The sequence below is a fragment of the Flexithrix dorotheae DSM 6795 genome (assembly GCF_000379765.1).
GTDB lineage: Bacteria > Bacteroidota > Bacteroidia > Cytophagales > Flammeovirgaceae > Flexithrix > Flexithrix dorotheae.
The window spans coordinates 83,409-98,374 of the sequence record NZ_KB903454.1 but is presented as its reverse complement, the minus strand read 5'-3'; the positions used below and the strand labels follow the sequence as shown (position 1 = coordinate 98,374).

Genomic DNA, 14,966 nt, shown 5'->3' with positions numbered 1-14,966 from the left:
TTTAATTAAATGAAAGGTTCAATTTTTTTGAAAATTGAAAATCTAAGATATAATAGAGGATTTACTGCGATATTCTAATGGCGTCAGGTTAGTTTGCGTTTTGAAAAACTTGACAAAATTGGATGGATCACTAAAATTCAATTTATAAGCAATTTCTGCAATATTTAAACTGGTAAAGGAAATGAGGTTTTTGGCTTCTACCACAATTCTTTCCTTGATTATTGAGATGGCCGGTTTTCGGGCAATCTTTAAACAAATCTCGTTCAGTTTGTATGTGCTGGTATTCATAAGATTTGAATAGTCTTTAACCTGTTTAAGTTTTAAAAAATTTTCGTCCAATAGGCTTTTAAAATGATAATAATCAGTAATTAAAGAAGAACTGTATTCGGTAGTTGTTGTTTTGGAGGCAAGTGTTTTAAGGAGAATTAAGTTAAGGTAAGCACTTAAAATGTGGGTGGAAGCTGTTCCTGATTTAAATTCTTTGTAAAATTGGTTTAACAATAAAAATAAATCAGGGTGTTCTGAAATATTAAAATTAATAGGCAGGTTAAACATCATACTTAAAGTAGTGGGATATGAGGCTAAAACCTGTTCTTTAAATAAAATGACATAACCTTCTGGGATGAAAGAAAAGTCCCAACAATGGACCTGTCCATTCTTTAAAAAAAAGCCTGTAGGGGATAAAACTTCATAATCAGTGTCATCAATATTATGGATTCCCGAACCTTTTGAAAGATAGATTAATTCGTGATATCCATCATGCTTATGAGGTACAGAAGGTTTAATCACGGGTTTCATTTTTGAAACCTTAAGATTCATGTCGTCCTCAATTTTTTTATTTAATTTAATATCCATGATCTGAATTGTAAAGAATAAAAATTCTCATCCACCAGTAATTAAATGAAAGGTCAACGTTTCTGGTTCAATGAATTAGTTTTTTGAAACAGCGTTCTTATCTGTAATTTCTAAATCTCCTTCCAGAATCTTCAGCGAGAATAATTTGTAGGTAATTTTTGAATACCCAAATAGTCCTTTTCTAAAATAGGCTTAACTATTCCCTAAATGATCAAAATAGTCGATGGATTGTTTAAATTGGTAAGGTTGAAGAAACTTGTTTTTTAAGGGTATTAGGTTGCTAAATAAATGAGGCAAAACCTCCCTCTATTAACACCCGGTTTTAGCAAAATTGAATATCTTTAATTTTGGTTATACTTATAGATAGTTGAATCTTAGGCCGAATTTTCCATAGATTTAATTTCCAAATATCATGGATTTCTCATAGTTTTTCTCTTTAAGAAAATTTGAATCTGGATTTTTTTCTTTTGAAAAGTAAAAAACAATCCCTGAAAGTCAGGGCATATTGGGTTTAAGTCCTGCTGTATTTAAAGTTTATGGAAAAGTGGTTTTGACCATAACCCCATATCTTTATCCATTGGGATTTGTAATCTAACTAATTGCATTACTCAGTAAGTAAATTTTGATAAACCATTTAAATGATAGAAACCAGGAGGGTATTTCAAAATAAGCATATATTAAACCTAAACTTTGGGTTTTGGTTGTTGCTTTGTTTTTGGGATTTTTTGAATGAATATCTTAAAACTTCCTACGCTGAAGATTCTTTTTATTGGGAAGGATTAATATATCATCCAGTATCTTTTTATTTAAGTCTCTGGGTATTGAGTCACCTTATTTTAAGCCTGTATCTGGTAACCAGAGAACTTCACCGAAACTTATTTATCTTAATTCACTTTGGAGCGGGATTGCTTTTTGGGGTAATAAATAAAATCCAGGCTGGAGTATTTGGGATTTTATTAGAGAGATTGTTTCTGTCTCATGAAACTTTCTCTTTTAACGAATTGCTTATTCATTGGAAAAATACGTATTTCAATTTTCTTTCAGGAACAGGATTCTATTGGGTGTTTTTACTAATTCTAATTGCATTGGATTATTTTGCTCGGTATCATAATCAACAGAATTGGTCATTCGAATTGGAATCAAAACTCATCAATTCCCAGTTGAATACCTTGAGAATGCAAATGAAACCCCATTTTCTCTTCAATGCACTTAATACCATTTCCATGATGATCCGCAGAAACGAAAACAAACAGGCTGTTACCATGGTATCTGCTTTAAGTGACTTGTTAAGGAACAGCCTGGCTAAAGATACCAAACAATATGTATCATTAGCTGAAGAATTAGATTTAGTGAAGAAGTATCTTGAAATTGAATCCATCAGGTTTCAGGATCGGCTAAAATTGGATTTTAATATTGAGGAAGATACCCTGGATTGTAAAGTCCCCAATTTACTTTTACAACCCATTGTGGAAAATGCTTTTAAACATGGAGTAGCCAAAAGCCTGGATAGTGCAGTGCTTAAAATTTCCGCCACCAGGCAAAATGGAAATGTATCCCTAAAAGTGTTTAATTCAGGCCCTTCCTTACCTCCAGATTGGAATATTTCTGCCAGTAAAGGTATCGGAATAACCAATACTACCAACCGGCTAAGGCAATTATATGCTGGAAAATTTAAATTTATGGTTTCGGAAAATGGTGGTGGTTTTTTAGTCAATATTATTTTGCCCTACAAAAAAATTTAAGAATGCAAAAAATAACAGTCGTAATTGCTGATGATGAAAAGGAAGCCCGGGATGGCATTAAGCTTTTATTGGAAGGAGATGCTGAAATTGACATTGTAGGCATGTGTAAAAATGGGATTGAGGCCATAAAAACCATAAATGAAATTCAACCAAATTTGGTTTTTATGGATATCCAAATGCCGGGAGTGAATGGCCTGGAAGTAATTAATAGCCTCAATAAATCAACTTTGCCAGCAGTGATTTTTGTTACAGCCTATGATCAATATTCACTGAAGGCCTTTGAATTACATGCCATGGATTATCTTTTAAAACCATTTACGGATGACCGGTTTTTTAAAGCCTTGAATCATGCCAAAAGTATAATTAAACAAAACCAGTTAGAAAAAGTGAATGCCAATTTGCTGAACCTTTTGGATTATTACCAAAAAGAACAAAATGAGGAGAATTCCGGGAGAATAATTAAAGAAACAACTCAGGGAAATAAACTGATTAATAACCGCCTTATCATCAAATCAGATGGCAAAATTTACTTTTTAGATTTGGAGAAAATTATATGGGTACAAGCTTATGACTATTATGTGAAAATTCATATAGCTAATAAATTTTATCTGGTTAGGGAAAGTCTCAAGCAAATGGAAGAGCTACTACCTGGAGAAAAGTTTGTAAGAATTCACAAATCCAGTATTGTAAATATTGACCATATTATTGAGTTGGAACCTCACTTCAATAATGAGTTCATCATAAAATTGAACAATGGAGAAGAATTGAAATCCAGCCGAAATTTTCGTGATAAGCTTAAAGGTGTTTTTAATATTTAGATTAGCTGTTTTGTAAAACTTTTTCGGGTTCCACTTTAAGGTGATAATACGAGAAAATGGAGAAGGTAAGCAATACAATTGCCCCAAACTGGTGGAAAACCCCTAGGGAAACAGGTATTTTAAGCAGTAAAGTGAAAACTCCTGATAAAAACTGAATCATCACCGTGATGGCCAATCCATTGATGCCAAATCTCAGCCTGTTAGGTAATTCCAGTTTTCTTGATTTTATCCAAAGCACAATTACCAGCACAAAAAGTATTTTGGCAACATACCTATGGATGAGTTGCACTGTAGCGATATTTTCAAAAATACTCATAAAACCGCTATCCTGAAATCCGAAGGAAACCGCCATGGGAATCCATGAGCTCCCCATTTTTGGAAAAGTTGGATAAAATAATCCTGCTTTTAAGCCGGCCACAAAAGCTCCATAGGTAATCTGAACAAACAAAATTATTCCAAAAGCCACCAATAGTTTTTGGATTCCGGCATAAGAAACCGATAATTTCATTGACCTTTTAAAAACAACCTCCAGTGCGAGCCAGAAGGTATAACAATATAAAATTAGGGCAGTAACCAAATGAGCTGCCAAACGATAATGACTGACATCAGGCCGGTTCACCAAACCGCTTTTTACCATAAACCAGCCTAGAAAACCCTGAAATGCTCCCATTGCTAAAACAATAAGCAACTTTTGAAACATGGGTTTGGAAAGTCTTTTATTGAAAAGAAAATAAAGGAAGGGCACTATAAATACAATTCCTATAAACCGGCCAATCATTCTGTGAAAGTATTCCCAGAAAAAAATAGATTTGAACTCAGAAAGAGTAAAATGGCTGTGTTTTATTTTAAACTCGGGAGTTTGTTTATACTTTTCAAAAGTTTCCATCCATTCAGCCTCGTTGAGTGGTGGAATACTGCCCATAATAAGCTTCCATTCAACCATTGATAACCCGGAATGTGTAAGTCGGGTTATTCCTCCAATAATTACCATTGTAGCAATCAGGAAACAACCGGAAAGTAACCAAATTAAAATTGCCTTATCAATTTTCTCCTTCATTTAATTATCTTTTTTGCGAAAGTAATATGCAACATCCAGAAATTAAACAATAAAATTAAGAAAGGGTTTAAACCAAAAAAAGAGATAAGTAAAAACTTATCCCTTCTAATATTTTATTTAATAATTCTAGGATTAACATCCTCTGGTTTTTAGATGCTTTTCAAGCATTTCTACAGTACTAATTTCCATAAATGATGCACCATGAAAATCACCATGGTTTCCGGCAACCACTACAATTCTGTCTTCTTTTTTTAGTCTGTCTTTTTTGATTAACGCATCCAGGGAACGTTTTAAAAACATTAAATCATGACTTTCCTTTTCCATGTAAGTAGCAAACACGGCATATGTAAGAGCCAATTCTCTCACCACATGATCCTGATAGCATTGGGCATAAATAAAGTTTTTTCCCCTATATGCAGCCAGTGCCCTTGCTGTTCTGCCATTTTGAGTATCAATAATGATGGCCTTGGCCCCCAATTCATAAGCAGCCTGTACTGCAGAACGGGCCACGAATGCTGAGATGACGTTATTTACTACCAAATACTCAGTTTCTTTTACATTTGGCTTAGCTGCTTCAATTTCCATGGCAATTTTTGACATGGTTTCTACAGACTCTACCGGATAATCTCCATAGGCAGTTTCGCCACTGAGCATAATAGCATCAGTTCCGTCATAAATAGCATTGGCTACATCACTAATTTCCGCCCTTGTTGGTCGGGGATTTTCTATCATTGAGTGTAACATTTGAGTTGCTGTAATAACAGGCTTCCTCCTTGCAATACACTTATTAATGATCATTTTTTGGGTAATTGGAATTCTTTCCTGGGGAATTTCAACCGCTAAGTCACCTCTTGCCACCATAACCCCATAGGCATAATCCAAAATCTCATCTATATTTTCAACACCGTCATGGTTTTCGATTTTGGCAATAATTTTTATGTTGCTGTTTTTTTCGTCCAAAATCTTTTGAACTGCAATTACATCTTCTTTATTTCTTACAAAGGAATGGGCAATAAAATCCAGTTTCTGCTCAATGGCAAAATGGATAAATTCTATATCTTTTTGGCTTAACGCAGGTAGTTTTACGTGAACTGAAGGAATGTTTACACTTTTTTTACCTTTAATAATTCCATTGTTTTTGACTTCACAAACCAACTTTTCATTATCCTTTTCCACCACCCTCAATTCCAAAGATCCATCATCAATAAGAATTCTGCTGTTTACCGGAACATCTTTCACGAAGTCAGCATAATTTACATAAACACATTCTTTTGAAGTAATACCGCTGGGATCTCCTTTTACAATTACTTTGTCCCCAAATTTAACCTCTATTGTTTCATTTGAAGCAGTTGTCCTAATTTCAGGACCCTTTGTATCTAATAATAGCGCAATCCGCTTTGATACAGCTCTTACATTATTGATTACTTTTAAGGTATCATCATGGTTTTGGTGAGCAGTATTTAACCTCACCACATTCATCCCTGCATTCCTTAATTTTCTAATCAAATCAACATCACAATTCTTGTCTGAAATTGTAGCAACAATTTTTGTTTTTTTTCGCATTGAAAAAGTAATTTAAGTACCTGAACCATTATGATTACGTAACTTTTAGAGGTAAATCTCAATGAAATTACGTAATTGCTGTTTAACCGAATAAATTTTTGCCCGAAGGTAGCGATTATTTGCTTATCTAGAAAAATCTTGACTTAATTTACACAAAAAACCAGGAGTGAGATTGGAATGAAAAGAAGGGGTGCAAGCTGAATCTTGGACGAAAATTTAATGAGTTTAAATTATCAGTAACCTTAAATTATTGATAGGCAGTATAATACAGTAAGGTGAATTAGCCTCTAAAGGTTGAAGTTATTTTTTTTGTGAAAAAGATATTTTCCGGATAAATTTTATAAAAAACTATAATTTTAAATTCCAATTTTCAATAAATTGAAGGCAATTTTTGAGATGATTTTTATTTCCCCAAAGCCTTATTTATAATTGCTTTTTTTCAGTAATGGATTGGGCTTTTTCTGTTTATTTCATTTTATAAGAGCCTTTGGATTAAATTTACTTAGGTAAATATACTTAAAAAATTATGCCTTAATTTATGGATTATCAGAATATTCTCAATGAAATTCATGCCGAAGTTCAACCTATTATAGGCTCTGCACCACCGGCAGATTATATTCCTGAATTGGCCAATGTGGATAATAAAAAATTTGGGATTAGTCTGACTACAATTTCGGGAGAAGAATATGGCGTAGGAGATACTGAAGTGAAGTTTTCGATTCAAAGTATTTCAAAGGTGATTACCCTAGCTAAAGTTTTTTATTCATTAGGTGACCAAATTTGGGAAAGAGTAGGAGTGGAGCCTTCAGGTACAACTTTCAATTCCCTCACTCAGCTCGAATTTGAAAAAGGAATTCCCCGAAACCCATTCCTTAATTCAGGGGCATTGGTAATTACCGATATGCTCATCTCTATTTTTGATAAACCGAAAGAAGAAATTCTAAGGATTATGCGGAGTATTTCTGGCAACAATGAAATTATTCCAAACCTCAAGGTAGCGGAATCGGAAATTGGGCATAGTGAGCGAAATAAAGCCCTGGCTTATATGATGAAGTCATTTGGGAATATTCATAATGATATTGACCATTTACTAGAGGTTTATGCTTATCAATGTGCCATTGAAATGACCTGTAAGGAACTTTCAAAGGCATTTTTATTATTTGCCAATAATGGATTTTGCAGGTTTTCAAATAAAAGGGAGCTGACAGTTAGTCAAACAAAAAGGCTGAATGCCATAATGCAGTCCTGTGGATTTTATGATGAAGCTGGTGAATTTGCATTTAAAGTTGGACTCCCTGGAAAAAGTGGTGTTGGAGGAGGTATTGTAGCTGTTTTACCAGGTCAGTTTAGTATTTCTGTGTGGAACCCGGGTTTAAATAAAAAAGGCAATTCCCTTGTAGGAATGAAGGCTCTGGAGTTGTTTACAACTAAGTCGGGGATATCAATTTTTTAGTATCTGAGGGTAAAATTTTACTATTGAATTAATTCAATGGATAAGGTGGCTGTTGCAGACTGTTTAGTTGAAACGGTAGTTTTGGTTTCTTTATAAATCGATAAAATCAGCCCTTTATCGTAGTTAATTAACCTTTCTTCTTTTTCCTGAAAATTCAATTCGGAAAGGTTTATATTATCGTTTTTGTAGTTTTCAATTGCCCCGTAATTGGTGATTAACTTTGTTTTATTTAAAGTAAGCACGTTTGTAAAAAGCCCTAAAGATTCTCCGTTATTAATGTTTTTAGGTAGGAAAATTCCATCCAGTTCGAATTTCATTCTATTTTTATTCCTTCTGATTTCTTTAAATTCAATAACCTTGTTTGCCTGATATTGCCTTCCAAATAAGGAATGTAAAAGTTTGATTTCATCAAAAACAGGTAGAGGCTTTTGGGTATTGAAAAATTCTGATGCTGTTTGTTTATGAAAATCTGAAAATGAATCCTCCAATTTTTCCTCCACTTCCTTTCTATTTAGAAATTCAATAATTTCTCCGGTTGGGGAGGTTCTGTAAATTATGTTGATGCCAATAAAACGAGTAAGGATATTTTCTCCTTCTTTACTACTAGTAAAGGTTTGACCCTCATTTTTCAACCCTTCAATTTGCCATTGGATGGTATAACCGAAATCATCCGATTCCACCACCATAAAACTTGCTAAATAACTTATCTCTCCATTCAGATTTGCAATACCATTATTTATTGAAGTGTTGGTTTTGGTAATTTCATAATAATGATAATCTCCTTTTTCCCAAAAGGCCACTATAGGTATGACCTGATCCACCGGGTTAGCGGCTAGTGGTTTTGTGAAATTGAAAAGAATCAAAATTAGAATCGCAGAAAATTGAAATGGTTTCATCCTGGTTGTTGGGTTTAATGTTTAAATTTCAAACTACTCCCCTTTAAAACCATCTGGAAAAAAATAAATTTTCTTTAATAATATCACTTATGCCTTGTTAACTGAAGTAATGTTAATAAGAGGCTTGTATTCTTGGAATAGTACAATTAAATAGTGAAATATTATATTAAAATTAACTGTCGATATTTTCAATATTTAATTTTTTGGATGCTTACAGAGAGGAAATCTTCATTATTCGTAAAAAACCTACTTCAAATTGCGTTTATTCGTTAAGGTATTTCCACATAAGTGTAGCGGTGGTTTTAGATGCCCCTTCTGTCCCAACCATTTCCTTAAGGTTTTGGTAATCTTCAATTATCATCTTCCTGTTCTTATCCAGATTTTGGATTTCAGTTTTTAACTTTTCATAAGTGAAATCATGTTGGATCAATTCAGTTACTACTTTTTTATTCGCTATTAAATTAACCAGAGAAATGTAAGGCACTTTAATCAGTCTTTTCACTACCTGATAGGTGATATTACTTGTTTTATAACAGACTACCTGGGGCACATTGAAAAGAGCTGTTTCAAGGGTTGCCGTCCCAGAAGTAACTACGGCCGATTTTGCTACTGAAAGCAGGTTGTAAGTTTCCTCAAATAGAATTTTAATGTTTTTTTCTTTTGCCGAAGCATAAAGTTCCTCCGGAAGGCTGGACACACCAGCAATTACAAATTGATAATTCGGAAAATCATCAATAACCCGAAGCATATTTTCAAGTATTAGTTTAACCTCCTGAAAGCGACTTCCGGGAAGAATAGCCAGAATAGGCTTTTCTGAGAAATTATATTTTTCTAAAAATTGGGCATCAGGTTTAAACTTGGAAATTTCATCGAATAGAGGGTTGCCCACATAGTCTACTTCAAGACCATATTTTTTATAAAAAGCTTTTTCAAAATGTAAAATCACAAACATTTTGTCTACCAGCCTTTTTACTTTGTAGGCCCTTTTCTGATTCCAGGCCCAAACTTTTGGTGAAATGTAGTAATAGGTTTTAATGTTATTTTTTTTGGTAAAGGAAGCTATGCGCAGATTGAAACCAGCATAATCTACTAAGATTACCACATCTGGCTGATAGGAAGCAATATCCCGCTTGCACTGTTTTATAAAACCTAGTAATTTTCTAAAGTTGAATAAAACTTCAAGAAAACCCATGATAGCGGTGTCTTTGTAATGCCTGACCAATTCCAAACCACTTTTTTGCATATTATCACCACCCCAGCCTCTGAACTTAGCTTCAGCATCACATTTTTTGATTTCATTTATCAGGTTAGAAGCATGTAAATCTCCTGATTTCTCCCCGGCAATAATATAATACTTCAAATTAGGCTAGTTTAAGGTTAAAAAGTGCTTAAAAAATAAAACAAGGCCTCCCTTTTTCATGATTTGTGGCCTTGTTTTAAGGTAAATTTCAATTGAGATTTTTCAATTATTCCCCATAATACCTCACAAAGTTTTTGGGGGTTTCATACAATTCAATACAGTGTAATTTGGCCAAAGCGTCTACCTGCTTTAATTCTCTATCCAAAATTTTCCAGAATTCAACCGCTAAATTTTCACAACTTGCCATTTTCCCTTCCAGAAAATCAACATCCAGGTTAAGATTTTTATGATCAACTTTTTTAATGATATGTTGTTTAATAATCTTTCCTAAAAGCTTCATATCAATCACGAATCCTGTTTCCGGATTTACTTTTCCCTTCACGGTTACAATTAATTCAAAATTATGACCATGCCAGTTATCATTGGCACAAGGGCCAAATACTTCCACATTTTTTTCCTTACTCCAATTAGGATTATACAACTTATGAGCTGCATTAAAGTGCTCAATTCTACAAACATGTACCATTATTACCTCCTTATTTTAGATGCGCAAAAATAGTAATAATTCTTTTTGAATTAAGCATAATCTCCCCATTCTTAAGCACTGAGGATTTATTTATAAGGCCTGAAGCATTTTATCGCAAAAAAAAAGACCAATACTCTTTTGGGCATTGGTCTTAAATATTTAAGATGTTCAAATGTTTTTTTAGGTGATTTAGATTTACTGGTTAAATAATGGAATAAACACTTTTATTTCCAATCGAGGATTTTAATGTTTTTAAGTAATTTTCATCTCTCATAATATAATTCATGATGCCTGCTTTAATCACATCTAAAAGTGCATTTTCCTCTTCCCGGGGAATCATTAAAATAAACTTGGTATCTTCCAGCCGGGCATTTAGAGTGTGAAATAATTCCAGGCTATTTCCTCCACGAAGTTTATAATCAATAATGATTACTTCTGGCATTTCTTCATTAAGTTTTTTGAGTCTTTTTAAACTTTCAATCACAGATTTGGCAGAATTGAAACTTTTTACTTCATAATCTTCAATGAAGAGTTGTTTGATGTTTGAATGATGGGACCTGTTGTTGTCCACTAGATAAATTGTTTTCATTTGTGTGTTGTTTTGGTAAGGTATCGGTTGAAATAATCTAAGAAAAAATTTAAAAATGTTTTTTAATCTTAATCTTCTTTGTTTTAATAAACTTGGTTAAGGTATTTGTGTTTAGTTAATTTAAATAAACGGAAAATCCACTAAAATGTAGCGGCTAAACTAAATATTTATGATTCATTAACAATAGGTTTTTGATTTTTAATTACTTGATTCTTAAGGTATTCAGTTTAGGATTATTTAATTGAAATGGTACTTTATTGATAAATTGATAATAAATATATGAGAAGGATAAATTACCAGTATGTTTAATTAAATTGGATTAAAAAAACTGAAATTTTATACTTTTAGGATTTTTATTATTCACCACCTTTTTAAATCTTTTTTGTAAAGTTTTTCTTATGGCCGACATCCATAAAATACTATATAAATACTGGGGGTTTTCTACCTTTCGTCCATTACAAGAGGATATTATTAAGGCTGTGGTTCAACAACAGGACTGTTTAGCATTATTACCCACAGGAGGAGGAAAATCAGTTTGTTTCCAGGTGCCAGGACTTGCGCTTGAAGGTTTAACTATTGTCATTTCCCCACTTATCGCCTTAATGAAAGACCAGGTGGAGCAATTGAGAAAGCGGGATGTTCCGGCAAAAGCCATCTTCTCTGGGATGAGCCGTAGAGAAATTGACTTTACTCTCGATAATTGTGTATATGGCGATATAAAGTTTTTGTATGTTTCCCCTGAACGATTGAAAACCGAAATTTTTCTGACGCGGTTGGACAAAATGAAGGTGTCATTAATTGCGGTGGATGAAGCCCATTGTATTTCCCAATGGGGATATGATTTTCGCCCTCCCTACCTTGAATTAAGTGAATTAAGAGAAAAACTGCCAAATGTACCCTGCATTGCCCTCACTGCCACAGCTACTCCAAAAGTAAAAGATGATATCCAGGAAAAACTTGGGTTTCGAAAGAACTTTGTTTTTCAAAAAAGTTTTGAAAGAAAAAACCTGTCCTACTCGGTTTTTTATGAAGAAAACAAAGAAAAACGGTTACTCGAGATCATTCGAAATGTGAAAGGTACCGGAATTGTATATGTGAGATCCAGAAAAAAGACAAAAGAAGTATCCGATTTTTTGAAAAGAAATGCTGAAAGTGCAGATTATTACCATGCGGGTATTTCTAACACAGACAGATCGGCCAAACAGGAAAATTGGATAAACAATAAAACCCGGATAATTGTTGCCACAAATGCTTTTGGGATGGGAATTGATAAACCGGATGTCCGCTGGGTTGTTCACCTTGATTTACCTGATAGCCTGGAAGCCTATTACCAGGAAGCGGGCAGGGGGGGAAGAGATGAAAAAATAGCTTATGCAGTGGTTTTGTATGATAAAAATGACCTTGAACAATTAAAGGTTAGGGTGGAGGCTTCAAACCCTTCGGTTGAAGTGATAAAACAAACCTACCAGAGTTTAGCCAACTATCTGAAAATAGCTGTGGGAAGTGGTTTCATGGAAAGTTATGATTTTGATTTAGAGGATTTTATTAAAAGTTATAAATTAAACTATTTGCAAACTTTCAGTGCCATAAAAAAACTGGAGGAGCAGGGATTAATTCAATTAAACGATTCCTTTTCAAATCCTTCAAAACTTAAAATTCTCTTTACTCATGATAAAATTTATGAATTTCAGGTTTCCAATGCCCGTCTCGATCCCATTCTTAAATTAATTCTAAGGGTTTATGGAGGAGAAGCTTTTTCCAATTATCTCATTATCAGTGAAAAAAAAATCGCCCAATTAATGAAGATTAGCCTGGCCGAAGTAAAAAAACAATTGGAGCAGTTAGATCATATGGGGGTAATTCACTACGAAAAACAAAAAGAAATACCACAACTTACTTTTTTAACTGAACGGTTCAACGCTTCTAAATTACCTTTGAATGCAAATTTTCTAAAAAACAGAAGGGAACATTATCTCAATAATGTAGAGGCAGTGATTAATTATATCCAAACTGAAGATCAATGCAGAACAAAGTTGTTACTTTATTATTTTGGCGAAAATTATGAGACGAATTGTGGAGTTTGTGATTGGTGTATTCAGCTCAAAAAGGAAAGTATTAGTCTCAACCCCAAAGAATTAAAAAATGAAATACTGACTTTGGTCCGGGAGGGTAAATCCTCCCCAAAAGAGATATTTGAAAAATTGAGGAAATATCCAAAAGAGATAATTTTAAGGAATCTTCAGGAACTTTTAGACAATGAAGAATTAAAATATAATGAATCTGGCTTATTTATGATTGTAAATTAAAAATCCGAATCCAGGTAAAAACTACCTAAATTCGGATTTAAATTTTTTTGATCGGATGTGGCGGAATATATTAATTAATATTTCCCATCAACCATGCTTAAAAATTCTATTGTAGATTCTTCCCCGAAATCCCAATTGTATTTATTTACATATCTTTCTTTTATTAAACTAATGGCGGCATGGTAATTATCACAACCATCTATCAGTTCAATGGCATGATTAAATTCCTCATTACTTCCCCCAAATAATTCATTTTGAAATTTGAATTTTAAATTTAGCGAAATATTGCCCTTTAAGGGCTTCACATCACCCTTGTCAAGTTTATCTAAGAGTGCAGAATAAACATCATTTTCTTCCTTTTCTTCTTCCTCGTTTTCCTTTTCCTGTTTCCCGGCAAATTTTGAATGCAGATTTTCCTTAGGAGTTTCTTCTTTTGTTTCTTGTTGTTGGATCTTGTCTAAAACTGTTTCCTCTACAGCAGGTGTATTTACTTCCTCTTTAGGTTGTGCAGGTTTATCAAAAAAATCAACCTTTTTCTCTTCAGAAGCTTCTTCAAACTCACTTTCATCTAATAAATCGTCATCAAATTCACTTGAAAAATCTGATGTCTCCTTTGGAGCCTCCTCTTCCTTTGGGCTTTCTTCTACCGGTTGATTCCACTCGTAGCTTGGGGAAGAATTGTTTTCTGGTTTTATTTTAGGTTCTTCTTCTTTCTCAGTTTCTTCTTCAATTTTTATTTCTTCCTCAATATCCTCCAGACTGATTTCATTTTCAGGAATAATAGGCGGCACTACATTTTCAGGCTCTTCCGATTCCTTTATTTCCACATCATCAGATGGAATTTCTGCTTTAATTAAATTTTCTTCATCTTGCTCTTCTTTTTCCAATAGAGGTTTTTCCTCTTCCTCCATTGGAGTTGAAGCCTCCTGATGGATGGTTACTTCCTCTTCCTTAGAAAAATTATCTTCTACATTCTCAAAATCTTCATATTCAAAATCATCATCTCCATTTTCGGTGAAGTTAAATAACTCATCCTTTTGTTTTTCCTGATATTCTTCTTCTGAATAAATTAAATCCTCCCTGGAAATCGGAATTAAATTGGAAAATGATTCAAGAGTGTCATCAATTTCATCGAGTAAATCCGGCTCTTTTTCAATAATCTTATCCAGGATTTTGATGATTTTTTTTGCTTTTAATTTAGGCTCTTCATTTTTCAACTTTTGGAAAAAAGCTTTGATCAGGTCTGCATGAATGGAAAAATATTTTCCGGTGGGTAATAATTGCCTGGCTATATATATTTTTCCATCAGCTTCTTTAAACTTGATTTCAAAATGTGAAGAGGGAGATATCAAATAGGTTAAAGTTTCCTGAATTGACTTTTCCAATATTGGCTCAAAGAATTTCCTTTCGATACTAATGTTTTTTGAAAGCAAATTGATGAGATTGTTATAGGCTTCCTTAACTTCAGGAGATTTATAATTAAAAAAAGGACTGCGCAACTTGGCAGTTTCCTTTTGCCATTCAAAAAAAATGGTATTGACAACAAACAAATTTACTTGTCTAACAGGATGTAGATCAACAATTTGTTTGCCTTCAATAACTGAGTTAGATGCAAAAAAGTCATCACAAATTTTAGTAGACAGTTTTTTGGAGTAATCCTTTATGAAGATGGCTTTTGGTTGGGCGCTCATGTATATGGAAAATAGTAAAGATTGAATTTTTTAAGGATATTGAATCAAAATTAAGAAACAATTTTTAGATTCAAAATATTAAAATAGTTATATTTTATATAAAAAATAAA

12 protein-coding genes are annotated in these 14,966 nt (G+C 33.3%); 4 read left to right on the top strand and 8 right to left on the bottom strand.

The genetic code is table 11. The features are described from left to right. Positions 1–42 precede the first annotated feature (42 nt). Positions 43–855 (bottom strand): helix-turn-helix domain-containing protein, encoded by an 813-nt coding sequence (locus tag A3EM_RS0122575; protein ID WP_020530529.1) that lies wholly within the window; start codon positions 853–855, stop codon positions 43–45. Positions 856–1,493: 638 nt separating this feature from the next. On the opposite strand from A3EM_RS0122575, the gene A3EM_RS46140 reads away from it, so the two are divergent. Together A3EM_RS46140 and A3EM_RS0122565 are read left to right on the top strand one after the other, a co-directional pair. Continuing rightward, positions 1,494–2,597, top strand: a complete 1,104-nt coding sequence (locus A3EM_RS46140; RefSeq protein WP_020530528.1) for a sensor histidine kinase — start codon at positions 1,494–1,496, stop codon at positions 2,595–2,597. Positions 2,598–2,599: 2 nt separating this feature from the next. Beyond that, positions 2,600–3,415, top strand: coding sequence for a LytR/AlgR family response regulator transcription factor (locus A3EM_RS0122565; RefSeq protein ID WP_020530527.1), 816 nt, complete (start codon positions 2,600–2,602; stop codon positions 3,413–3,415). Position 3,416: 1 nt separating this feature from the next. Here the strand turns inward: A3EM_RS0122565 and A3EM_RS0122560 are convergent, their stop codons facing one another. Together A3EM_RS0122560 and pyk are read right to left on the bottom strand one after the other, a co-directional pair. Continuing rightward, positions 3,417–4,472, bottom strand: a complete 1,056-nt coding sequence (locus A3EM_RS0122560; protein WP_020530526.1) for a COX15/CtaA family protein — start codon at positions 4,470–4,472, stop codon at positions 3,417–3,419. 132 nt (positions 4,473–4,604) lie between these two features. Further along, the gene (gene pyk / locus A3EM_RS0122555) at positions 4,605–6,035 is read right to left on the bottom strand and encodes a pyruvate kinase (protein WP_020530525.1); all 1,431 of its coding nucleotides are present in this window, start codon (positions 6,033–6,035) and stop codon (positions 4,605–4,607) included. 538 nt (positions 6,036–6,573) lie between these two features. Between pyk and A3EM_RS0122550 the strand changes: the two genes are divergently transcribed. Then, positions 6,574–7,488 (top strand): glutaminase, encoded by a 915-nt coding sequence (locus A3EM_RS0122550; protein WP_020530524.1) that lies wholly within the window; start codon positions 6,574–6,576, stop codon positions 7,486–7,488. Positions 7,489–7,508: 20 nt separating this feature from the next. Here A3EM_RS0122550 and A3EM_RS0122545 read toward each other — a convergent pair whose 3' ends face one another. The 4 genes from A3EM_RS0122545 to A3EM_RS0122530 form a co-directional block, all read right to left on the bottom strand. After that, the gene (locus A3EM_RS0122545; protein WP_020530523.1) at positions 7,509–8,384 is read right to left on the bottom strand and encodes a hypothetical protein; all 876 of its coding nucleotides are present in this window, start codon (positions 8,382–8,384) and stop codon (positions 7,509–7,511) included. Between the two features lie 262 nt (positions 8,385–8,646). Then, positions 8,647–9,744 (bottom strand): lipid-A-disaccharide synthase, encoded by a 1,098-nt coding sequence (gene lpxB, locus A3EM_RS0122540; protein WP_020530522.1) that lies wholly within the window; start codon positions 9,742–9,744, stop codon positions 8,647–8,649. 106 nt (positions 9,745–9,850) lie between these two features. Continuing rightward, positions 9,851–10,270 carry a 6-carboxytetrahydropterin synthase QueD gene (locus A3EM_RS0122535; protein WP_020530521.1) on the bottom strand — a complete coding sequence of 140 codons (420 nt, stop codon included), beginning with the start codon at positions 10,268–10,270 and terminating at the stop codon, positions 9,851–9,853. A gap of 202 nt (positions 10,271–10,472) precedes the next feature. Continuing rightward, a complete protein-coding gene (locus A3EM_RS0122530) occupies positions 10,473–10,859 on the bottom strand; it encodes a response regulator (protein WP_020530520.1) in 387 nt (128 codons plus the stop codon). Between the two features lie 398 nt (positions 10,860–11,257). Here A3EM_RS0122530 and A3EM_RS0122520 point away from each other — a divergent pair, with 398 nt between their 5' ends. After that, positions 11,258–13,165: a RecQ family ATP-dependent DNA helicase gene (locus A3EM_RS0122520; RefSeq protein WP_020530518.1), complete on the top strand. Its 1,908-nt coding sequence runs from the start codon at positions 11,258–11,260 to the stop codon at positions 13,163–13,165. Between the two features lie 74 nt (positions 13,166–13,239). Here A3EM_RS0122520 and A3EM_RS0122515 read toward each other — a convergent pair whose 3' ends face one another. Next, positions 13,240–14,856, bottom strand: a complete 1,617-nt coding sequence (locus A3EM_RS0122515; protein ID WP_020530517.1) for a hypothetical protein — start codon at positions 14,854–14,856, stop codon at positions 13,240–13,242. Positions 14,857–14,966 lie beyond the last annotated feature (110 nt).

Coding starts and splice junctions, on each gene's coding strand:
- A3EM_RS0122545 (WP_020530523.1), bottom strand. CDS start 8,384: ATGAAACCATTTCAATTTTCTGCGATTCTAATTTTGATTCTTTTCAAT.
- pyk (WP_020530525.1), bottom strand. CDS start 6,035: ATGCGAAAAAAAACAAAAATTGTTGCTACAATTTCAGACAAGAATTGT.
- A3EM_RS0122515 (WP_020530517.1), bottom strand. CDS start 14,856: ATGAGCGCCCAACCAAAAGCCATCTTCATAAAGGATTACTCCAAAAAA.
- A3EM_RS0122575 (WP_020530529.1), bottom strand. CDS start 855: ATGGATATTAAATTAAATAAAAAAATTGAGGACGACATGAATCTTAAG.
- A3EM_RS0122560 (WP_020530526.1), bottom strand. CDS start 4,472: ATGAAGGAGAAAATTGATAAGGCAATTTTAATTTGGTTACTTTCCGGT.
- A3EM_RS46140 (WP_020530528.1), top strand. CDS start 1,494: ATGATAGAAACCAGGAGGGTATTTCAAAATAAGCATATATTAAACCTA.
- A3EM_RS0122535 (WP_020530521.1), bottom strand. CDS start 10,270: ATGGTACATGTTTGTAGAATTGAGCACTTTAATGCAGCTCATAAGTTG.
- A3EM_RS0122520 (WP_020530518.1), top strand. CDS start 11,258: ATGGCCGACATCCATAAAATACTATATAAATACTGGGGGTTTTCTACC.
- A3EM_RS0122550 (WP_020530524.1), top strand. CDS start 6,574: ATGGATTATCAGAATATTCTCAATGAAATTCATGCCGAAGTTCAACCT.
- A3EM_RS0122565 (WP_020530527.1), top strand. CDS start 2,600: ATGCAAAAAATAACAGTCGTAATTGCTGATGATGAAAAGGAAGCCCGG.
- A3EM_RS0122530 (WP_020530520.1), bottom strand. CDS start 10,859: ATGAAAACAATTTATCTAGTGGACAACAACAGGTCCCATCATTCAAAC.